This window comes from Nocardioides sp. LML1-1-1.1 (genome assembly GCF_040676175.1).
Taxonomy (GTDB): Bacteria; Actinomycetota; Actinomycetes; order Propionibacteriales; family Nocardioidaceae; genus Nocardioides.
This window is the reverse complement of the sequence record NZ_JBEGHK010000006.1, coordinates 229,296-249,725: the sequence shown is the minus strand read 5'-3', so window position 1 is coordinate 249,725 and position 20,430 is coordinate 229,296. Positions and strand designations below refer to the sequence as shown.

Here is a 20,430-nt window from a genome sequence, read left to right as displayed (position 1 = left end):
CCGATCGGAGCAGCCCGTGTCGCACCCCTCACCGGTCCACGTCTTCACCGGCCCGACCCTCACCGCCGAGCAGGTGCACTCCGTGCTGCCCGGCGCCCAGGTGCACGAGCCCGTCCGGCACGGCGACCTCATCGCGCTCGACGCCCCCGCCGGCGCGGTCGTGGTGATCATCGACGGGCTCTACCACCAGCAGGTCTCGGTGCGGCACAAGGAGATCCTCGAGCTGGTCGACCGCGGCGTGCACGTCGTGGGCTGCTCCAGCATGGGCGCCCTGCGCGCCGCCGAGCTGCACCAGGTGGGCATGGTCGGCGCCGGCACCGTCTTCGAGATGTACCGCGACGGGGTCATCGACGCCGACGACGAGGTCGCCGTGGTCCACCTGCGCGAGGGCGACCTGTCCGCGCGCAACGTGCCGCTCGTCGGGGTCCGGGTCGCCACCGCGGCGGCCGTCGAGGCGGGCGTCCTCTCCCCCGCGCTCGCCGAGCGGCTGGTGGCGGTCTGCCGCGGGCAGCACTACACCGAGCGCTCGTGGCCGGCGTTGCGTCGTACCGTGCTGCGGGAGCGGCCGGAGGCCGAGGCCGAGCTGGACGCGCTCGACGAGTTCCGCGCCGCCCACCCCGAGGCCGCCGCGGTCAAGGCGTACGACGCGCTCGCCACGTTGGGCCGGCTCGACGAGCTCACCGCGACGCCGGCCGCCGTGCGCAGCGCGGACACCTGGCGCAACCCGCACGTCTACGACTGGGCGGTCGAGCACCGCGTCGTGCCAGCCGACGGGGTGGCCGTCAGCGACGCCGCGGTGCTCCGCCACCGGCAGGTCTACGACGCCGACTTCCCCACCACCTGGCGTGCGTTCGTCGTCGGAGAGCTCGGCGCGAGCGAGGAGGAGGTCGCCGCGCGCTGGACGGGCGTGATCGGCACCGACAGCCCCTACCTGCTCGCCACCGAGCGCGACCTGCCCGCCGGTGAGGCCGTGCTGCGCACCCTGGTCCGCGCCTTCGCTCCCCCGCGCGGGCTGCACGACCTCCGCGCCGCCCGCCCCGACCTGGCGGACGCGCCCGGGCTCCGGCAGGAGATCGCCCGGGCGAGCCGGCTCAACGACGAGACCTGGTGGCGCAACAAGGAGCGCCTGGTCGACCGGCTGCCGCAGGAGCGGCTGCTGCGCCACCTGTCCGGGCTGTGGGGCTGCTCGCCCGACCACACCGCGCTGCTCGCCGCCGCCCGGGACCGCGGGCTGGCGGGTCTCGACGAGGCGGCGGCCGCCGTCCGGCCGTACTTCCTGCGCGACCACGCCGACGACGGCGGCACCCTGAGCACCCGATGGAGGCTCGCATGAGCACGACCGGCACCCGCAAGGTCCACACCAGCGGCACCCACCGCACCCGGGCGCCCGAGGAGACCTGGGAGATCATCCGGCCGCGCTTCGAGCGCTACGGCATCACCCGGGTCTCCGACGTCACCGGCCTCGACCACCTCGGCATCCCGGTCGCGATGGCGACCCGGCCGCTGTCGTGGACGCTGAGCGTCTCGCAGGGCAAGGGCCAGAGCCTGCTCCTGGCGAAGGTCTCCGCGGCCATGGAGGGCATCGAGTTCTGGCACGCCGAGCGGGTCCGCCCGCCGGTCAGCCACCGCGCCGTGGCCGCCGCCGACCTCGACCTCGGCTACGACGTCCGCGAGATCGGGATGACGCCGAGCCCCTTCCTCAGCGAGCGCACCCCGCTGGACTGGGTGGACGCGGTCGGCATGGAGACCGGGCGGACCGTGCCCGTGCCGATCGACGAGATCTGCTTCCGCGACCCCGCGGCGCACCGCTGGTCCCCCGTCGAGCTGCGGCCGAGCAGCAACGGCCTGGCCTCCGGCAACTGCCGCGAGGAGGCCGCGCTGCACGCTCTCTACGAGGTGATCGAGCGCGACGCGCTCAGCCGGCCGACCCTCGCCGAGATCGCCGCGGCGCCCTCGATCGACCCGGCCAGCGTGCCCGACCCGGTGTGCGCGGCGATGGTGGAGGCGATCACCGGCGCCGGCGGGCAGGTCTCGATCGCGCTGCTGCCGAGCCGGTTCGGCGTACCGACCTTCAAGTGCCTGGTCTGGAGCTGGGACTTCCCGGTCGTGTGCGGCGGCAGCGGCTCGCACGGCGACCCGCTGATCGCGCTCTCCCGCGCCGTCACCGAGGCCGCGCAGGGCCGGCTGGCCGCCATCGTCGGCAGCCGCGACGACCTGGAGCACTTCTGGAGCACGATGGACCACGCCCACCAGCACGCGCGGATCAAGGGCCAGTTCCCCGCCCCGACCGCGTCGTACGACGAGGCGACGGCGGGCTTCGTGCAGCACCACGACGACCTCGGCGAGGAGCTGGCGTCGATGGTGCGCCGTGTGCGCGAGGTCGTCGGCAGCGAGCCCCTGCTCGTCGACCTGAGCACCGACGACGACATCGCCGTGGTCAAGGTGGTCGTGCCGCGCAGCGCGATGGCCTTCGAGCGGGTGCACGTGCGCACCCAGCGGGGAGCCTGACACGCCCTCCCAGGCCTCCTTCATTCTTCACCCGTTCTCAGGCATGACCCTGGGCGCTGCGGGCTATCCTCTGCACGTTCACCCAGCCGATGGGGACCGCGCTTGGGAGAGGCCGCGCCTGGTCGGTGCAGGACATGAGGGGAAGGAATGTCCCGTGCTCTACCCATGGGGCGACAAGGAGCCCGACGCACTCGGCGGGCGGCTCTCCGAGCTCGGCCTCGACACCGACGCCGAGCGGGTCTACCGAGCGCTGCTGACCGACCCGGAGGCGGACCGCGAGACCATCCGCGACGCCATCGGGATCTCCGAGCCGGACCTCCACCAGGCGCTGGGCAGGCTCGCCGCGCTGGCGCTGGTCCACGACGCCGGTGACCAGCCACGGCTGATCAACCCGGACGCGGCGCTGACCGCGCTGCTCGCGCAGTACGAGTCCGACATCGCCAGCCGCAAGGTGCGCCTGGAGGAGAGCCGGATGGCCATCGGCCAGCTGCTCGAGGCCCGGCACGCCGCGGCCCCGGACTCCCTGGACATCGAGCGGGTGATCGGCCTCGACGCGGTGCGCCGGCGGATCGAGGAGCTCTCCCAGCGCTGCTCCCACACGATCTGGTCGTTCAACCCCGGCGGCGCGCAGTCCGCGGAGAACCTGCGCCGCTCCCGCCCGCTCAACCAGGAGACCCTGGCCCGGGGGGTGCGGATGCGTGCGGTCTACCTCGACTCGGTGCTCAACGACGAGGCGACCGTCGAGCACATCAACTGGCTCAGCGACCTCGGCGGCGAGGTCCGGGTCACCCCGACCCTGCCGCTGCGGATGATCGTGGTCGACAGCGAGGTCGTCATGGTCCCGCTCGACGACGACTCCGCGCAGGGCGCGATGGTCGTCACCGGGCGCGGGATGGTGACCGCGCTGTCCGCGCTGTTCACCTCCACCTGGCGCACCTCGAAGCCCTTCGGCCCGCGCCGCCACCGCGAGCGCGGCCAGCTCAACGAGCAGGAGATGCAGGCGCTGCGGTTGTGGGCGCAGGGCCGCACCGACCGCGCGGTCGCCAACGCCCTCGGCGTCTCCGAGCGCACGGTGCGCCGGATGGCGGAGTCGATCAACGCCCGGCTGGGCGCCCGCAGCCGGTTCGAGGCCGGCGTCCGGGCGCGCGACACCGGGCTGCTGACGAGCGAAGACCTGCTCTGAGCCGGTCATGAGCGTCCAGCCCGAGGTCGTCGACACGGCCGCCGCCGCGGCGGACCTCGCCGCCCGGGCGCTCGACCCCGCCCGGCGCCGGCCGCTGGTCGCCGTCGCGGCACGCTCCGGCACGCCGCTGCTCGACGTCGCCGGGCTGCTCGCGACGCTGGGCGAGCGGGCCACCGTGCACCTGGTGACCTCGACCGACGCCACTTGGGAGCTCAAGCGACGCCTGCCCGCCGGCCTCGACGTCTACGGCGACGCGGTCCGGGTCTGGCGTCCCGGCCTGGGCCCCGCCAGCTCTCCCGACGAGCACCCGCTCGTGCTGCTGGACGACGCGACCGCCACCGACCCCGCCGTGCTCGACGAGGTCGCCGCCGCGGTGACCGCCGCAGGCCGGACGCCGGCCGGGCCGACGCGCACCGAGCAGGTCGCGGTGGTCGTGGCGGTGCGGGCGGACGAGGCCGTCGTACGGCTGGGGGACGGGACGCCCGCGATCCTCCCCGCCGCCGCCGTCGCCCGGGTGTCCGCTCCCTTAGCCCGGCTGGTCCGGGTCGCCCAGACGCTGCGGGTGCGGGTCACCGGCTGGGACGGCCGGCGCCGGCTGCTGGTCAGCGCCGCCGAGCTCACCCCCGACCCCCGCGAGAGGCTGGCCACCGAGGCGCCGGTCGGGAGCAGCGTCGTGGGACGGGTGTCCGCCCTGCGCTCGTACGGCGCGCTGGTCGAGCTGCTCCCGGGCGTCGAGGGGCTGGTGCACGTCAGCGAGGTCGCGGACGAGCACGTCGCCCATCCCGAGGAGCGGCTGCGGGTCGACCAGCGGGTCCGGGCCCGGGTGCTGGCCCACGAGGGCACCGAGCGGGTGCTGCTCTCGCTGCGCGACGTACCTCCCGGTGGGGTGCGACCGGCCCTCCTGCCCGACGGGCCGCCCTGGCTGCCCGACGACGAGCCCGAGCCGGCCGTGCTGCCGCTGGCCGCGGAGCTGCCGCCCGGACCCTCCTTCGGCGACCACGCGCCGCGCCCTGCGGCCACCGGCGACGGCATCGCCGACCAGATCCGCGAGCTGGACGCCGCGGCCGAGCGGGCGCGGAGTGCGGGCGAGGACTACCGCCGGCTGGTCGCCAGCACCGAGCGGCACCTGGCCGACCTGCGCGCCCAGGCGGCGAGCGTCGTCCACGACCTGGAGCAGGACCTGGCCGATGCCCGGCAGCGGGTGCTCGTGACCCTCGAGGACGCCTCCGCCGGCCTCGTCGACAGCACCCAGAGCGCGCTCGACCAGGCCCGCGCCGAGGTACGACGCCTGCGGGCCGAGCTCGCCACCGCCACCGAGGAGGGCCGGCAGCTGCGCCAGGACCTCGACCACGCCCGGACCCGCGCGGAGCGGGCCGAGCGGGGCGCCCAGCGCTCGCGGGCCGACGCCCACCAGCGGCGGGAGACGGCGGCGGCGCTGCGCGAGGAGCTGGACGCCCGGGTGCCGGAGAGCCAGCGCCTGGTCGCCGCGATCCGGTCGAGCTGGGCGCGGCGGACCACGGCCGCGGACCGCGAGCGCTACCGCTGGCGCGACCCGGTGGTCGGCCCGGAGTTCCTGGAGTCGCTGCGCCGGGTCGAGGGCATCGGCCTGGACCGCGTGCACGAGGTGTGCGCGGAGGTCGCCTGCGGCCGGGCGCCGGACCGGCCCGGGCTCGCGGTCCACCCGCTGCGTGCGACCGACGGCACCGGCAACGGCTCGCGGCAGCGGGTGCGCGAGGACGGTGCGCTCGCCTTCCGCGCCAGCCTCCAGGTGCGCACCGCGGCGGCCCGCCGGCTGCACTACTGGGTGCTGCCGGACGGGCAGGTGGAGCTGGCCAAGATCGGCTACCACGACGACTTCACGATCGCCTGATTCTTCGTCAGGACCCCCGAGAATCCGCCGGTTCCTCACTTGACACTGTGGAAAGTCAGGCGCACACTTTCCAGTATGGAAAGTCTCGGAAACCCTGACCCCACGCAACGCGAGGCGCGCGAAGCGCTCGGCCTCGCCGACAAGGCCGACTCGGCCGTGCGCAACCCGGTCCTGCCTGCCTGGTTCTTCGCCGCGATGGCGGTGCTCGTCGCCGCCGTCCTGCTCGCCCAGATGCTCGACACCGCCCAGCGCTCCACCGTCATGTTCGGCGCCGTCGCCATCGCACTGCTGCTCAACATGACCGTGCAGAACAAGCGCGGCATCTCCTTCGCCGCCTTCCGCTTCCGCGACCTCGCGCCCTTCATCGTCACGGTGCTCGTCGTCATCGGCGGCACCGCGGTGGCCTACGCCGTCACCGAGGAGGACTGGGTCTGGGCCGTCGGTGCCGGGCTCGCCGCGATCGTCGTCCTCATCACCGGCGCTGCCTACCGGCGCCGCACCGCTTGAGCATGACCGCCAGCGCCGACGACCTCGACCCGGTCATCCACCCGGCCCACCGGCTGCGGATCTGCGCGATGCTGCACGCCGCGCAGGAGGTGGAGTTCGCCGCCGTGCAGGCGCACCTCGGGATCAGCGCCTCGGTGCTCAGCAAGCAGCTCGCCTACCTCTCGGAGGCGGGCTACATCGCCCAGCGCCGGGTCCGGACCGGGTCCCGCTACCGCGTGTGGCTGCGGATGACCCGGTCCGGTCGCGAGGCCTACCGCCGCCACCACGCCGCGCTCGTCGCCATCGTCGACGGCGGCTGACCTCACCCCCTGCCCACCACGTCACGAAGCCCGGACCGGGTCCGCCGGTCCGGGCTTCGTGCGTCGGGAGGACCTCAGTCGGCCGGGGCGTCGCGCCGCACGTGGGCGGCGAAGGCGAGCGCGGCGAGCGCCGCGGCGTAGAGCGCGAAGAGGCCGAAGCCGGCCCAGTCGCTCAGCTCGCCGACGACCGTGCGGCTGGCGCCGACGGTCTTGAAGGGCAGGTAGGCGCCGACGTCCTCGGGCAGCAGGAGCACCAGCACGGTCTCCACGCCCAGCGACCACAGCAGCAGGAGGGCGATCGCCGCGGCGCTGCTGCGCAGCAGGGCGCCGACGGAGATGCCGATCGTCACCGCCACCGGTACGACGAGCAGGCTGACCAGGTGGCCCGACCACTGGTCGCTCGCGAACGGCGAGCCCATGGTGGCGTCGGCGCCCAGCGCGGCCCCGAGCAGGACCAGGAGCAGCACGGCGACGGCGGCGGCGAGACCGAGCAGCACCCCGGCGACGTACTTGGAGCCGAGCAGCAGGCCCGGTCGCGGCACCAGCCCGGCGGCCACCCGATAGGTGCCGGAGCAGAAGTCGGAGGTGGCGATCAGGACGCCGAGCACCATCGCGACGTAGGCGAAGTACTCCATCGGCAGGGCGACCGGCTCCGGTGCGGCCGGGCCGATCGGCTGGTCGCCGGCGGCCGCGACGGCGACCGCGATCGCGACCACGGCGGCGGTGCCGAGCACCAGCGTGACCAGGTGCGAGCGCACGGTCGTGAACTTCATCAGCTCGGCCTGGGTCAGCCGGACCTGGAGCGTGCTCATCGGACTCCTCCATCGACAGCGAGACGTGGGTTGAGGGCGGCGTCGAAGGCGCCGTGCAGGCTGCGGCCGGTGGAGAGCTCCAGCACCGGGATCCCCGCCTGGGCGGCGATCCGGCCGACCTGGGCGGCGTCCAGGCCGGACACCTCCATCCGGTCGCCGTCGAGGACGCGGACCACCCGGCCCCCGGCGGCCTGCAGCACCGCGGCCAGGCCGGGCAGGTCGTCGGAGCGGACCACGACCGCGCCGTGGTCGTGGCGGTCCATGAACGAGCGGGCCGAGCCGGTGTCGACGACGGCGCCGTTCGCTATCACGACGAGGTCGTCGACCAGGTCCTCGACCTCGGACAGCAGGTGGGTGGTGAAGAACAGGGTGCGGCCCTCCGCGCGCATCCGGCGCAGCAGGTCCTTGGTCCACAGGATGCCCTCGGGGTCCAGGCCGTTCATCGGCTCGTCCAGCACCAGGATCTCCGGGTCCGCGACCAGTGCGATCGCCAGCGCGAGCCGCTGCCGCATGCCCAGCGAGAAGCCACCGGTACGACGGTCCGCGACCCCGCGCAGGCCGAGCTCCTCGAGCAGGTCGTCGCCGCGCCGCATCGGCACGCCGGCGAGGCGGCACACCCAGCGGATGCTGTCCCGTGCGGTCCGGCCGCGGTGCGCGCAGTTGACGCCGAGCACCGCGCCGAGCTTGCGGCCCGGCTCCGGCCACTCGGTCAGCGGCCGCCCGTCGACCAGGACCCGGCCCGCGGAGGGCCGGTCGAGACCGGTGAGCAGGCGGAGGGTCGTCGACTTGCCGGCCCCGTTGGGGCCGAGGAAGCCGGTGACCGCGCCCGGGCGGACGGCGAACGACAGGTCCGCCACCGCCCGGACCCCACCGTGGTGCTTGCCGAGGCCGATCGCCTCGATCGCCGGGGTGGTGCTCATCGCGCTGCTCCTTCCACGAGACGCGCCGGGGTGCTCAGGCCCAGGAACGGCAGGGCGACGGGCTGCTCGTCGAGCTCGCCGTGCACGGCGAGCAGGACACCCGCGGCGCCGGTGCCGAGGTCCGCCGACAGGCGCAGGGCCAGCGGACCGAGGGTGACCAGGGCGTCGTTCCAGCCGACGACGTGGAGGCTGAGCGAGCGCAGGTGGGACTCCTCGCGCGGGGCGCCGAGGATCCGGCGCAGCGCCATCAGCCCGGCGCGGCCGCCGAAGAGCCCACCGTCGTTGACGAAGGGGACCGCGCTCGCGGCGAGGACCTCGTCGCGGAAGGCGGCCAGCTCGGCGTCGTGGCGCTGGGCGAGGAGGCGGTCGGCCACCACGGCCGTGCCGCCGCTGCCGCGCACCAGCAGCGGGGAGAGGGTGCCGTTGCCGGCGCCCGCGCTGATCCGGCGCTGCTCGGCGATGTCGTGACACAGGGCGGCAGTGGCGTGGTCGAGGTGCTCCTCCTCGCCGCTCACCGCGGCCCAGGCGACCGCCAGGGCGGCCGGACCGGTGGCGCCGCCGAAGAGGCCCGGTCCCCACGACCCCGCCTCCACCGGTACGACGTCCTCGGCCCGCCACCCGCGCACGATCTCGCCCGCGCGGTCGACCAGCCGGGCGGCCCGGCTCGGGTCGTCCTCGCGCGCCGCCACCTCCAGCAGCGCCAGGCCGACGCCGGAGCGTCCGTCCGCGAGCCGCCAGCCCGATCGCTCGGACACCACGTCCACGGCCCGGTCGAGCAGGTCGGCCGCGAGCTCGGGCTCGCCGAGGGCGTGCAGCGCGAGGGCGGTGCCGGCGGCGCCGTCGACCAGGCCCGGGTCGCTCCACGGGTGGCGGCGGACCGCGTCGCGCAGCCAGGCGCGGTGGGACTCCGGGACGTCGTAGCCGAGGGAGTGCAGGGCCCACTGGACGCCGGCGGCGCCGTGCGCGAGGCCGAGACCGGCACCGCGGGCGAGGAACTGCTGCACGTCACCGGGGTAGAGCCGGTCGCTCCGGTCGAGGTCGGCGCTGTCGAGGATGCCGGTGGCGATCCGGGCGGCGAGCCCGCGCCAGGTGCTCTCCGGCACCTGCGCTCCCCCGGTCTCCGGCCAGCCGGTGCCCCCGATCTGGCGGATCAGCGCGGCGGCGGCGACCTGGCGCTCGTCGATCTCCTCGGCGGGCAGCGGCTCGGTCGTCGGCGTCAGGTCGGCGCGGACCCGGTCCTCGAAGTCGTCGGGGACGGGGAACCAGCGGCGGATGGTGGCCAGGAACTCCCCGGCCTTGTCCGGTCCCCAGATCAGCAGCGAGGGCATCGGCACGAACATCGCCAGGCGCATCACGCCGAGGGCGTAGCGGTCCATCGCCGCACCGGTGCAGCCCGGCGGCGCGGAGTAGCCGGGCGCGGCCATGAACTGCCCGGTGCGCTCCTCGATCGGGCGCGAGGCCTCCAGGTCGATGAAGCGCAGCGAGCCGTCGGCGGTGACCATCACGTTGCCGGGGTGCAGGTCGGCGTAGACGACACCGCGGCCGTGGATCGCGCTCAGCCCCTCCTCGACCCGGTCGATCATCGCGAGCGCCCACTCGGCGTACGCCGCGAAGTCCTCGGGCGAGGCGTCCGCGCGCAGCAGCGGGTTGCGGGCGAAGATCAGGTGCTGGAGGTCCTCGCCGTCGACCTCCTCGCGGACCAGGAAGTAGTGCTCGTGGCCGCGGCGGTAGTCGTAGAGGCGCGGGATCTGCGGCAGCCCGGAGAGCTGCTCGTAGGCCCAGCGCTCCTGGTCGAGGCGGGCGACGGCGTCAGCCCCGGAGGTGTCCAAGCCCGCGAACGGCCGGGCCTCCTTGAGCAGCACGGGCGCCTCGTCGCGGTCGGTGCCGTGGTAGACCCCGCCGCCGTTGGAGAAGTGCAGCGCCTTGCGCGGACGGTAGGGGAAGTCGGAGAGCCGCGTCCCCTGGCGCGCGTCGAGGGCCTCCTGCACCGGCGCGGGCAGCGGGACCCACGGCGGCGGCCGGAAGCCGGGCCCGCGCACGTCCGGCACCAGCCGGCCCTCGGGGTCCTCGATCGCGTAGCGCAGGTCGCCCGCGGAGGTGCGCAGCTGGACCGGCTCGAAGGCGCCGTAGCGCACGTAGAGCGGACCGTTGCGCCAGCGGATGTCGCTGAGGATGTAGGGCCCCGGCTGTCCGTCGAGCAGCGCGCCGAGGTCGTCGAGCACGGTGGCGAGCTGGGCGTCGTCCACCGGGTAGATGGTGACGAACTTGCCGCTGCCGGCGCGGTCGGCGTACTTGCTGGAGCGGGCCAGCAGGCACTCGGTGCTCTTGAGGAACTTGAAGGCGATCTCGTTCGCCACGCAGTAGTCCCAGCAGCTGGCCAGCACCTCCTCGGCGCTGTCCGGGGTGGCGCTGACGTGGATCTTCCAGCCCTGGCGCGGCAACGGCGCGTCCGGCAGCAGGGTCACCCACTCGCGGTCGGCGCCGCGGCGCCAGCCGTCGGGAGCGGCGTCGGTCGAGCGCGTGAAGGTGCCCCGCTCGAAGCCCGGTACGTCGTGGAAGAGCGTGTCGGGCCGGCAGTAGTACATGTAGACCGGGGCGTCCATGGGCGGGACCTCCTGCGTGCGGTGGTGGGTGCGGCTCGGGTCAGAGGACCGGGGCCACGTAGGAGTCGTAGAGCCAGCCGCCGAGCGACCGCTCGCCGACCTCGACCCGGGCGACGCCGTGGTCGTGGGCGGGTGGGTCGGCGACGTCGAGCCGGAAGGCGACCACGCCGGTGCTGAGGTCGATGTCCAGGTCGAGCGGGGTGAAGGTGGTCATCGAGATCTTCGCGTGCTCCGAGGGCGCGTCGCCGATCGTGCCGGCGCCGGTCTGCGGGCGACGGAGCAGGCCGTTGTCGCGCAGCTCGACCTGCTGGCCGGGCCGGATCTCGCCGGCGTCGGAGGAGGTCGTCACGTAGAGGCGGGCCCCGTCGCCGTCGGCGACGTAGCCGGCAGGCACGGTGCGGGCGACCTGTCCCTGCGTCAGCACCGCGAGGGTGACCGCGGCGAGCACCAGGTCCACCCCGAGCAGGCGGGCCAGCCGGCCGCCGCCGTCGAGCGCGGCGCGGTGCAGACGCACGAGCTCCTTGCCGATGCCGCACACGATGAGGAGCAGCAGGCTCAGGTTGATCATCGCGCCGACGTACCCCATCCGGGCGAAGATCTCCGACCACAGCCGCAGGCCGACGAAGCCGACGAGGACGAGCGGGAAGAGCAGGCAGCCCAGGCCGTAGGGCACCACCCAGCGCCGGCCCGGCAGCACCCGCTCGGTGCGGACGCCGAAGAGGACGCGGACCAGGAAGCTGCGCGCGTCGGCCATCGCGTGGGTGCGCAGGTCGGAGATGTCGAGGTGGGACATCAGCGCGAGGTAGCCGTCGAACTTCACGAACGGGATCACGTTGACCGAGCCGGCGACGTAGATCACCGCGGAGAGCAGCACCAGGCTGCTGCGCAGGGTCGAGTCCGGCACGGCGAGCGAGGCCAGGGCCGTGGCACCGGCCAGCACGAACTGGGCGGCGATGCCGGCGAGCGCGACCCGGACCCGCTGGGCGCCGCGCGGCAGCCGCCAGCCGTCGCTGACGTCGCAGAAGAACGCGGGCACCAGGTAGAAGAGCATGAAGCCCATCCGGCGGGGCGTGCCGCCGAAGTGGGTGAGCACCGCGCCGTGCGCCATCTCGTGCACGACGGTGGCGAGGAAGTTGCCGAGGAAGACGACCGCGAAGACGGTGAGCGGGACCGGGCTGGAGATCAGCTCGTCGACCGTCGGCGCCTGCAGCGCCAGCGCCACCAGGCCGCCGATCGCGAGGGCGAGGCAGGCGAGCAGGGCGGGACGGCGACCGAGCACGTCGGTCAGCGGCGCGAGCCGGCGCAGGATGCGCGACGGGTCGAGCACGGTGATCTGGATCGTCATCGGTGGTACGACGGCCACCCGGCGCCGCTTCGGCGGCGGGGCGTCGCCGTCGGCGAGCAGCTTGAGCCCGTGCAGCTGGCGCAGCGCCCCGGTGAGGACCTCCTCGGTCCAGGGCCGGCCGAGCACGACGAGCAGCTCGCGCTGGTCGTGGTCACCGGTGAGCGACTGCGCGAGGCGGGCCAGGTCCGGGCCGACCCGGAAGTAGCGGCGGCCGTCGCGCTCGATGATCCAGGGAGAGCCCTCCTCCACCGGAGGGTGCACCCGGACGTCGGCCGCGAGCCGCGGGCGAGCCGGCAGGCTCAGCGCGTCGCGGTCGTCGATCTGCTGGGTCACGGTGGGTCTCCCGAGAGGTGGGTGGTCGTTGCGAGAAGGTGCCGCTGCTGTGCCCGCCACGTAGGACGGGCACAGCAGCGGATTGATCCGGCTTGTCGCCGAAGGGCCGATCAGGTGTAGGCCGCGACGGTGACGCCGGACACGACCACGCTGTCCACGAAGCTGGTCCACCAGCCGGGAGCGTCGAGGGTCTCCAGCTCCTGCATCTCGAGCTCGAGCATCTTGTTGTTCTCCATCTGAATCACCTCCTTCCGAGGTCTCTAGCGGTGTGGATCACTGCCGATCACGTGTACGCGACGGCGGTGACGAGCGTGGCGCCGGTGACGGCGCTGATGGCGGTACCCCAGCCCGGGGCGTCCTGGGCCTCCATCTCCTGGATGGCGAGCTCCAGGGGAGCGTCCTCGTGGAACATCCGATACACCTCCTTCCTCATCTCTCATCCGGCCGGCACCGCGGACGCGGCACCGGAGTCCTGGGTGGTGAGCAGGCCGTCGCGGTAGAGCGCGGCGACGGCGGCGTGGTCGAGGCCGCGCAGCATCGGCAGCCCCGCTCCCCACGCCCGTACGGCGCCGCCGGCCAGCCGGTCGACGACCTCCTCCAGCGACTGGTCCCCGACGGCGCGCGCGGCGTCGTCGAGCCCGATCCGCCAGTGCGCGACCAGCGCGGCGAGGCCGCTGCCGGCGCTCTCCGGCAGCGCGACCGGGGCGGCGGCGCGGACCACGTCCCACAGCCGGGCCAGCCGGCGCGCCGATCCCGCGGCCGTCGTACCGGTCTCGATGGCGCGCCACAGCGCGGGCAGCACGATCGCGATGGCCTGCACCTTGCGGATGCCGAGGCCGGTGGACAGCTCGTTGGCGAGCGGCCAGCACTTGTCGATGTAGAGGGCGCGGCCCTCGACGAGGTCGGCGCCGTGGGTGCGCCCGCTCATCGCGAGCAGCTCGGCGCGCCCGGCCGGGTCCATCGCGTCGTCGGCGCGGTAGCCGAGCCGGACGACGTCGCGGACGACCTCCTCGACCAGCGCGTCGGCGGCCGGTACGTCGAGCTCGTCGCCGGCGTAGACCCCCGCCACCCGGGCGAGGTTCTCCAGCGCGCCCTCGGCGAGCAGCCAGCCGGGCAGCGCGGCGACCGCAGCCGGGTCGAGCACGGCGGCGTCGGCACGCAGGCAGTCGCCGTTGACGAGCCGCTTCGCGCCGCGGACCTCCAGGCAGGCGTTGGGGCTGACGTGGGCGCCGGTGCCGACGGTGGTGGGCACGAGGACCAGGTGCTGCGGCCGTCGTACGTCGCGGGGCAGCGCCACCAGCCCGCAGCGCTGGGTCGCGCCGAGCCGCCGGCGGGCGCCGTCGCCGCTGCCGAGCAGGCAGGTGAGCTTGGCCTGGTCGATCACGCCGCCGCCGCCGATGCCGACGACGACGCGGTGCCGCTCGGCGGGATGGGAGGCGCTGCCGCGGGCGGAGACCACCCGGCGCTCGACGCTGGTGCCGGCGGAGCGCAGCTGGTCGATGACGGCGTCCTCGATGGCGGTGCCGGTGACGCCGTCGTCGACGAGCAGCAGCGCGGAGCCGGCGACCTCGCGCTCGCGCAGCCAGGGGCCGAGCGCGGGGGTGCCGTCGAGGGTGACGCTGGGCCGGTCGGGGTACATCAGCGCTCCCCTCCGGTGAAGGCGGCCAGGCCCGCGCGGACGCAGCCGAAGAGCTCGTCGACCTCGGCCTCGGTGTAGACCAGGGCCGGGATCAGCTGGAAGCCGTGCGGCCCGGGGTGCACGACCGCGCCGGCGTGGCGGATGGCGGTGACCAGGTCGGCGACGTCGGTGCCGCTGATCGCGCGCCCCTCGGCGTCGGCGACCGTCACCGCGCGGAAGCAGCCGCGTCCGGTGTGGGCCTGCACGGCGGCCTCGTCGGCGACGAGCCGGTCCAGCCGGGCGTCCAGCAGCCGGGCCACGCCACGGCCGCGCTCGACCGCGTCGAGGCCGGCCATCTGCTCGATGGTGGCGATGATCGCGGCGGCCGTGGTGGCCGTGCCGGCCTGGGTCTCGGCGTGGCCGACGACCGCGTCCGCGCCGGCGAAGACGTCGGCGACCTCGTGCGAGACGAGGACCGCGGCGGCGGCGCAGGTGCCGTTGGTCAGGCCCTTGGACGTCACCATCACGTCCGGGCGGCCCGGCCAGGTCTGGGAGGCGAAGTAGTCGCCCGTGCGCCCGAAGCCGGTGGCGACCTCGTCGGCGACCAGCAGGAAGCCGTGCTCGTCGCGCAGGCGGACCAGCGCGTCGACGTACTCGCTCGTCAGGGGCAGGGCACCGGTGCCGAGCACCGGCTCGACCACGACGGCGGCCACCTGGGCGCCCTCGCGCTCCAGCAGCCGGGCGAGCGAGGCGACGTCGTTGGGCGGGACGTGGCGCACCAGGCGCCGGTCGACGCCGTAGAGCTGCTGGCCGAGGTCGTCGGCGGTCAGCGCGGCACTGCCGAACATCAGGCCGTGGTAGCTGTCGCGCAGCCCGACGACCAGCCGCCGGCGGGTGTCCCCGCGCAGCGCGTGGTGGTGGCGGACCAGCTTCATCACCAGGTCGTTGGCGGCGCCGCCGGAGGTGCTGAAGAGGACCTTGCCGAAGTGGTCGCTGCCGGCGGCCTCGCACAGCAGGTCCGCGGCCTCGCGGGCCCGGTCGTTCTCCCACCGGAACACGCCGAGGTACGACGCGTCGCGGGTCGCCTCACCGACGGCCTTCGCGATCGCCTCGTTGCCGTAGCCGAGGTTGACGTTCCACAGCCCGCTCGTCGCGCACAGCCGCTCGCTGCCGTCGAGGAAGGACAGCCGGACGCCGGAGGCACCACGCAGGCACAGGTCGTCGTCGCCGTGCCGGCTGGGCGGCAGCAGGGCGGGCCACAGGGCGGTCATGCCGTCACCTCCAGGAAGACGTCGCGCACGACGGTGCCGGGGCCGGCGACCGGGTGCTCGGCGCGCAGCGTGAAGCCGGCGGCCACGAGCTCGGCGAGGACCACGTCGCGCTCCATCACCCGCGGGGTGCTCAGGCAGACCGGGGACGTGGGGAGGTCGCCGTCGAGCGGGTAGACGCAGACCGTGCGGTGCGCCTCGCCGGGCTGCCAGAACTGGTGCATCCGGTAGGCGCGGCCGGAGCGGCCCTGCACGTCGTAGGTGTCGTCACAGGTGCCGCCGTCGGTCTCCAGCGTGTGCGCGACCGACAGCAGGAAGACGCCGCCGGGCGCGAGGTGGCGGCGCACGCAGGCGTAGAGCCCCTGGCGGCCGGCCGGGTCGAGCAGCGCGATCGAGGAGGCGCCGAGCGCGACCACGCCGAAGGTGCGGCCGAGGTCGAAGTCGCTCATGTCCGCCTCGACGACCTCGAGCAGGTCGCCTCCACGGGCCGTCGCGCCCTCGGTGCGCAGGATCGCGGCCATGTCCGCGGAGAGCTCGACCGCGGTGAGCGAGCGGCGCAGCCCGAGCAGCGGCAGGGTGAGCCGCCCGGAGCCGGCCGCGAGCTCGAGGATCGGTCCGGAGGTGGCACGGACCAGCCGCACCAGCTCACGGATCTCGGTGGGGTCCAGCGAGCCGGTGTCGTGGTAGACGGCGGCACCCGCGGCGTCGTACAGGTCGCCGAGGACGAGCACGTCGAGCCGTCCCTCCAGCGCTGCCGCCGCGCTGCCGCGCAGCGCCAGCTCCGTGGTTCCCGTGATGGACATGGCCGGCCTCAGTCGCAGAGGGGGAGGCCGGCGCGGGCGAAGAAGTCACGGACCTGCAGCAGCGTCTCCTCCGGGACCGGGCCGGCGGCGGCGTCCACGGAGCCGTGGACCATGAGCCGCTCGACGACCGCGCCCGCCTCGCGCTCCAGCCGGAAGACCCGGTCGGTGAGCGGGCTGTGCACGAAGGCCGCGTCGGCGGTCCACAGCAGGGTGGGCGCGCCCGACCGGTCGTCCGCCGGCGCGTCGACGTCCGCCAGCTCCGGCGTCATCCGGGCCCCGAAGCCGGAGACCTGGATCTCGTGGTCGAAGCCGATCTCCCGCCCGCGCAGATGACGGATGCCGGCGATGGCGTCGTGGTAGCGCGAGAGCCACGGGCGGGCGGTGATCGCCGGCACCCGGACCTCGTCGGAGATCGCCGCGCCCAGGCAGACCGAGCAGGGCAGCTCACCGGCGCCGTTGAGCCGCAGCCACTCCTTCTCCAAGGTGGCGAAGTCGTCGCCGACCTCGCCCAGCCGCAGACCGCTCGGCGAGGTGGAGATGGCGCCGTTGACGTCGACGAACAGGCGCAGCGAGGGGCCGTCCTCGGCGTAGCGGCCACCGAGGGCGGGCACGTCGCACAGCGCCACCAGGTGGTGGGTGAGGAACTCCGGGAAGACGCCGGTCGTACGGGCCCTGTCGGCGTCGTCGAGGAAGGTCTCGAGGTCCGCCTCGTCGACGACGCGGACCAGGGTGGCACCGATCAGCGAGAGGTACTCGCTGGTGCCGTAGTCCTGGGTCTGCAGGAAGAAGGACGCGCCGACCTGGACCTCGCCGCCGGGGTCGCTGAGCGAGCCCTCGTAGCCCATCACGAGCGGGCTCGGGCCGCTGTCCTCGGCGCGCGGCACGAAGACCCGGCTGTCGGCGCCGACGACGCCGCTGTCGAGCAGGCGCGGCCAGTGCTCGGCGCGGTCCAGCACGACGACCGCGGCGGTGTCGCCGAAGGGCGCCAGCCCGGACTCGAAGACGTCGGCGCTCACCAGGCCCGAGCCCCACGTCTTGAGGGTCCGGCGACTGCCCTTCACCTCACGCGTCGCGCCCGTGGCGGGCGCCTCCAGCTGTGCGGTCATCTCACAACACCCCGACTTCCTTGAGCACGAGCCTCAGCTCCTCCATCGCCTTGCGCGGACCGGACTTGTTCTGCACCCCGGTGAAGTTCAGGGCCACCTCGTCGACGCCCGCGTCCTCGAATTCCTTCAACCCCGCCACCAGCCGGTCCAGGTCGCCGGAGAGGAAGGCGCCGCTCTCGACGAGCGCGGCGGCGGCCTCGATCGGCTCCTTGCCCGCGACGTCGACGCCGGCCTTGGCCAACATGTCCTGGTAGTGCGGGCCGCGCAGGTGCGCGGCGTTGCTCGCCAGTGCGACCTCGGCCGGCTCCCGGCCGTGCCGCTCCAACGCCATCGGTACGGCGGCCACGATCCGCGGCACGGGACGACCCGCCTTGCGGGCGCCCTCCTCCAGGGCCGGCCGGATGGTGTCGCGGATGTAGGACGCCGGCGTGAGCCAGGTGATCGCGACGTCCGCGACCTCACCGGCGAGCTCGGCCATCCTGGGCCGCAGCACGCCGAGGCCGATCTCCACCAGCGGGTTGGCCACGCCGAGCGAGCCGTGGCAGGTGAAGTACTCCCCGTCCTGGGCCACCGGCTTGCCGCTGAGCAGCCCGCGCATCGCGGTGACGTACTCCCGGACCGCGCCGAGCTGGCTCTCGTAGGGCTTGCCGCGCAGCATCTGCTGGAACAGCTTCGGCCCCGGCCCGTAGCCCGCCACCAGCGGCTGTCCGGTCGTCCGCGCCAGCGACGCGGCCTGGACCGCGGCCTCGAACGGGTGCCGCAGCGGCATCAGCGTCACCGCGAGCCCGAGCGGGATCCGCAGCCCGGATCCGGCCGCGTGGGCGAAGCCCTGGTGCGGCTCGATGACGACCGACTGGCCCTGCCAGAGCCGGTGGACCGCGGTCCACTCGACCATGGATGCGTAGGGCACCAGCTGGTCGGGCTTGGTCGTCGAGAACGGCAGCATCACGGAGTACGTGAGCATCGCTCCCCCTCTCTTCCCGCAGTCGCCATCGGATCGGTGCACCGATGCTCACCTGTCCGGAAGCGGCGCAGAAGTGGGCTGAACGGGCCGAGTGCGTGCGTGACCGGATGCGGTCAGGGGTTCCGGGGGCGGATGCGGCACGATGGACCCGTGACGAACTCGACGCCGCTCGCCGACCTGTCCGCCGACGACCTCGCCGCGCGTCTGACGACGGTGCGCGGCGACTACGACGCGCTGAGGTCCCAGGGCCTCAAGCTCGACCTCACCCGGGGCAAGCCGGGGGCCGACCAGCTCGACCTGTCCAACGACCTGCTGAGCCTGCCGACGTCGTACCGGGACCGGTCGGGCACCGACGTGCGCAACTACGGCGGCCTCGACGGCCTGCCCGAGATCCGCGAGATCTTCGCCGACCTGCTCGGCGTGGACGCCTCGGCCGTCGTCGCCGGCGGCAACTCCAGCCTGACGATGATGTACCAGGTCATCACCGCGATGCTGCTCAAGGGCGGGCCCGACTCCCCCCGTCCGTGGGGCGAGGAGCCGGTCGTGAAGTTCATCTGCCCGGTGCCCGGCTACGACCGCCACTTCACGATGCTGGCCGAGCTCGGCATCGAGATGGTGACCGTGCCGATGACCCCCGACGGTCCCGACGTGGACGCCGTCCGGGCGCTCGTCGACGACCCGGCCGTCAAGGGCCTGTGGCTGGTGCCGACGTACGCCAACCCGACCGGGTCGGTCTGCACCGCGGAGGTCGCCGCCGAGCTGATGGCGATGCCGACCGCCGCGCCGGACTTCCGGATCCTGTGGGACAACGCCTACGCCGTGCACCACCTCACCGACGACGAGGCCAAGAGCGCCGACGCGCTCGGCCTGGCCGCCGCCTCCGGCCACCCGAACCGGCCGATCATGTTCGCCTCGACCTCGAAGATCACCTTCGCCGGTGCCGGCGTGGGCGTGATCGCGACCTCCCCGGAGAACCGGGCGTGGTACCTGCAGCGCCTCGGCTTCGCCGCGATCGGCCCGGACAAGGTCAACCAGCTGCGGCACGTGGAGTTCTTCGGCGACGCCGACGGCGTGCGCGCACACATGCGCAAGCACCGCGACCTGATCGCGCCGAAGTTCGCCGCGGTCGAGGACGCCCTCAGCGCCCGCCTGGGCGGCCTGGGCATCGCCGAGTGGACGGTGCCGACGGGCGGCTACTTCGTCAACCTCGACGTCCTCGACGGTACGGCGTCGCGCGTCGTCCAGCTCGCCAAGGAGGCCGGCATCGCGCTGACCCCCGCGGGCTCGGCGTTCCCGCACGGCGACGACCCGCACGACCGCAACATCCGGCTCGCGCCGACCTTCCCGGTGCTCGCCGAGGTGGAGGCGGCCATGGCCGGGGTGGCGGTGTGCGTCGAGCTGGCGGCGCTGGAGAAGCTCACCTCCTGAGGCGCGCGCCTCACTTCTCGGGGCGGACCAGGCCGTCCTCGAAGGGGACGGCCAGCCGGGCCGCCTCCGCACGCGACAGCGGCGCGAAGGCGCTCAGGTGGATCGTGGTGAGCTGGCCGATGTCGAGCGCCCCGGCATCGTCCGGGTCGTTGACCAGGCGCGGCTCCACCGGCACCGGGACCTGCCCGGACGCGAGCTGCACGACCATCAGGGACACCCGCTCCGACTCCGCGCCCGCGAGCTCCCCGGTCCACTCGAGCCCGGCGGCGGCGTACTGACCCGGCTCGATCCGCACCGGGGTGCTCCCCTGGCCGGGAGAGTCCACCTCGGGGACGAAGGTGTGGCCCCACGCGCCGCGGGCGCCGATCCCCGGCACCCCCGCCAGCGTGCAGGCCCGCCGCGAGGTGTTGCGCACCGCGATCGAGGTGGAGCGGTGCCCTGCGGCCACGCCGTAGCCGCGCAGGTCGACCTCGACCTGGTCGGGCCGGCAGTGCTCGGTGCCGGCGCGGACCGCCGCGCGGGTGCGCAGCAGGGCGGTGAGCGCGGCGTCGTCGAGCGCGGCGTCGGGGGTGGGCGAGGGGCCGTCCGCCGGCTCGTCCCAGCCGGGCGGCAGCTCCTCGACACCGGCCGAGGCGCTGGTCCGGGTCGGCTCCGTCGCCGGTGCGGAGGCCGAGCCGGTCGCCTGGGCCACGGGGTCAGGCGCGCTCTCGTCGCACCCCGCCAGGAAGGGAAGGGTCGTCGTCACCAGGAGCGCCCCGAGCAGTCGCCGCATGACGCACACCCTAGGCAGTCCTCCGAGAAGCGCGACACCCGCCGTCCCCCGGAGGGAACGGCGGGTGTCGGGTCTCGAGACGGTCGCTGCG

The 20,430-nt window shown here is 74.5% G+C and carries 19 protein-coding genes; 7 read left to right on the top strand and 12 right to left on the bottom strand.

All coding sequences use genetic code 11. The features are described 5' to 3' along the window. Nucleotides 1–16: 16 nt before the first annotated feature. The 6 genes from MRBLML1_RS20410 (at nucleotide 17) to MRBLML1_RS20385 (ending at nucleotide 6,367) form a co-directional block, all read left to right on the top strand. Nucleotides 17–1,333 (top strand): TfuA-like protein, encoded by a 1,317-nt coding sequence (locus tag MRBLML1_RS20410; protein WP_364519473.1) that lies wholly within the window; start codon nucleotides 17–19, stop codon nucleotides 1,331–1,333. Next, nucleotides 1,330–2,508, top strand: a complete 1,179-nt coding sequence (locus MRBLML1_RS20405; protein ID WP_364519471.1) for a YcaO-like family protein — start codon at nucleotides 1,330–1,332, stop codon at nucleotides 2,506–2,508. The genes MRBLML1_RS20410 and MRBLML1_RS20405 overlap by 4 nt, the downstream gene beginning before the upstream one ends. 154 nt (nucleotides 2,509–2,662) lie before the next feature. Beyond that, nucleotides 2,663–3,691 carry a helix-turn-helix transcriptional regulator gene (locus MRBLML1_RS20400; protein ID WP_364519469.1) on the top strand — a complete coding sequence of 343 codons (1,029 nt, stop codon included), beginning with the start codon at nucleotides 2,663–2,665 and terminating at the stop codon, nucleotides 3,689–3,691. Nucleotides 3,692–3,698: 7 nt separating this feature from the next. Further along, nucleotides 3,699–5,561: a S1 RNA-binding domain-containing protein gene (locus MRBLML1_RS20395; RefSeq protein WP_364519467.1), complete on the top strand. Its 1,863-nt coding sequence runs from the start codon at nucleotides 3,699–3,701 to the stop codon at nucleotides 5,559–5,561. Between the two features lie 75 nt (nucleotides 5,562–5,636). Further along, the gene (locus MRBLML1_RS20390) at nucleotides 5,637–6,068 is read left to right on the top strand and encodes a hypothetical protein (RefSeq protein ID WP_364519465.1); all 432 of its coding nucleotides are present in this window, start codon (nucleotides 5,637–5,639) and stop codon (nucleotides 6,066–6,068) included. A gap of 2 nt (nucleotides 6,069–6,070) precedes the next feature. Continuing rightward, nucleotides 6,071–6,367 carry a transcriptional regulator gene (locus MRBLML1_RS20385; protein WP_364519463.1) on the top strand — a complete coding sequence of 99 codons (297 nt, stop codon included), beginning with the start codon at nucleotides 6,071–6,073 and terminating at the stop codon, nucleotides 6,365–6,367. A gap of 74 nt (nucleotides 6,368–6,441) precedes the next feature. Here the strand turns inward: MRBLML1_RS20385 and MRBLML1_RS20380 are convergent, their stop codons facing one another. The 11 genes from MRBLML1_RS20380 to MRBLML1_RS20330 form a co-directional block, all read right to left on the bottom strand. Further along, complete coding sequence (locus MRBLML1_RS20380) at nucleotides 6,442–7,179, bottom strand: hypothetical protein (RefSeq protein ID WP_364519461.1); 738 nt, start codon at nucleotides 7,177–7,179, stop codon at nucleotides 6,442–6,444. Then, nucleotides 7,176–8,099, bottom strand: coding sequence for an ABC transporter ATP-binding protein (locus tag MRBLML1_RS20375; protein WP_364519459.1), 924 nt, complete (start codon nucleotides 8,097–8,099; stop codon nucleotides 7,176–7,178). The genes MRBLML1_RS20380 and MRBLML1_RS20375 overlap by 4 nt, the downstream gene beginning before the upstream one ends. Next, the gene (gene lanKC, locus MRBLML1_RS20370; protein WP_364519457.1) at nucleotides 8,096–10,702 is read right to left on the bottom strand and encodes a class III lanthionine synthetase LanKC; all 2,607 of its coding nucleotides are present in this window, start codon (nucleotides 10,700–10,702) and stop codon (nucleotides 8,096–8,098) included. The genes MRBLML1_RS20375 and lanKC overlap by 4 nt, the downstream gene beginning before the upstream one ends. Nucleotides 10,703–10,742: 40 nt before the next feature. Next, nucleotides 10,743–12,380: a daptide biosynthesis intramembrane metalloprotease gene (gene mpaP, locus MRBLML1_RS20365; RefSeq protein ID WP_364519455.1), complete on the bottom strand. Its 1,638-nt coding sequence runs from the start codon at nucleotides 12,378–12,380 to the stop codon at nucleotides 10,743–10,745. Nucleotides 12,381–12,490: 110 nt separating this feature from the next. Continuing rightward, complete coding sequence (locus MRBLML1_RS20360) at nucleotides 12,491–12,616, bottom strand: daptide-type RiPP (RefSeq protein ID WP_364519453.1); 126 nt, start codon at nucleotides 12,614–12,616, stop codon at nucleotides 12,491–12,493. A 47-nt stretch (nucleotides 12,617–12,663) separates the two neighbouring features. Next, entirely contained in the window at nucleotides 12,664–12,792 is a 129-nt protein-coding gene (locus tag MRBLML1_RS20355) for a hypothetical protein (RefSeq protein WP_364519451.1), read from the bottom strand. A gap of 24 nt (nucleotides 12,793–12,816) precedes the next feature. Next, nucleotides 12,817–14,019: a daptide-type RiPP biosynthesis dehydogenase gene (gene mpaC / locus MRBLML1_RS20350; protein ID WP_364519449.1), complete on the bottom strand. Its 1,203-nt coding sequence runs from the start codon at nucleotides 14,017–14,019 to the stop codon at nucleotides 12,817–12,819. Beyond that, nucleotides 14,019–15,269 carry a daptide-type RiPP biosynthesis aminotransferase gene (mpaD, locus tag MRBLML1_RS20345; RefSeq protein ID WP_364519447.1) on the bottom strand — a complete coding sequence of 417 codons (1,251 nt, stop codon included), beginning with the start codon at nucleotides 15,267–15,269 and terminating at the stop codon, nucleotides 14,019–14,021. Before mpaD ends, mpaC begins: the two co-directional genes overlap by 1 nt. Next, nucleotides 15,266–16,069, bottom strand: coding sequence for a daptide-type RiPP biosynthesis methyltransferase (gene mpaM / locus MRBLML1_RS20340; protein WP_364519445.1), 804 nt, complete (start codon nucleotides 16,067–16,069; stop codon nucleotides 15,266–15,268). Before mpaM ends, mpaD begins: the two co-directional genes overlap by 4 nt. 8 nt (nucleotides 16,070–16,077) lie before the next feature. Beyond that, entirely contained in the window at nucleotides 16,078–17,175 is a 1,098-nt protein-coding gene (gene mpaB / locus MRBLML1_RS20335) for a daptide biosynthesis RiPP recognition protein (protein ID WP_364519443.1), read from the bottom strand. 1 nt (nucleotide 17,176) lies between these two features. Then, a complete protein-coding gene (locus MRBLML1_RS20330; RefSeq protein WP_364519441.1) occupies nucleotides 17,177–18,139 on the bottom strand; it encodes an LLM class flavin-dependent oxidoreductase in 963 nt (320 codons plus the stop codon). A gap of 132 nt (nucleotides 18,140–18,271) precedes the next feature. On the opposite strand from MRBLML1_RS20330, the gene MRBLML1_RS20325 reads away from it, so the two are divergent. Next, nucleotides 18,272–19,567: an aminotransferase class I/II-fold pyridoxal phosphate-dependent enzyme gene (locus tag MRBLML1_RS20325; protein WP_414691284.1), complete on the top strand. Its 1,296-nt coding sequence runs from the start codon at nucleotides 18,272–18,274 to the stop codon at nucleotides 19,565–19,567. A gap of 10 nt (nucleotides 19,568–19,577) precedes the next feature. Here MRBLML1_RS20325 and MRBLML1_RS20320 read toward each other — a convergent pair whose 3' ends face one another. Next, the gene (locus MRBLML1_RS20320; protein WP_364519436.1) at nucleotides 19,578–20,339 is read right to left on the bottom strand and encodes a DUF4232 domain-containing protein; all 762 of its coding nucleotides are present in this window, start codon (nucleotides 20,337–20,339) and stop codon (nucleotides 19,578–19,580) included. Between the last annotated feature and the right edge of the window lie 91 nt (nucleotides 20,340–20,430).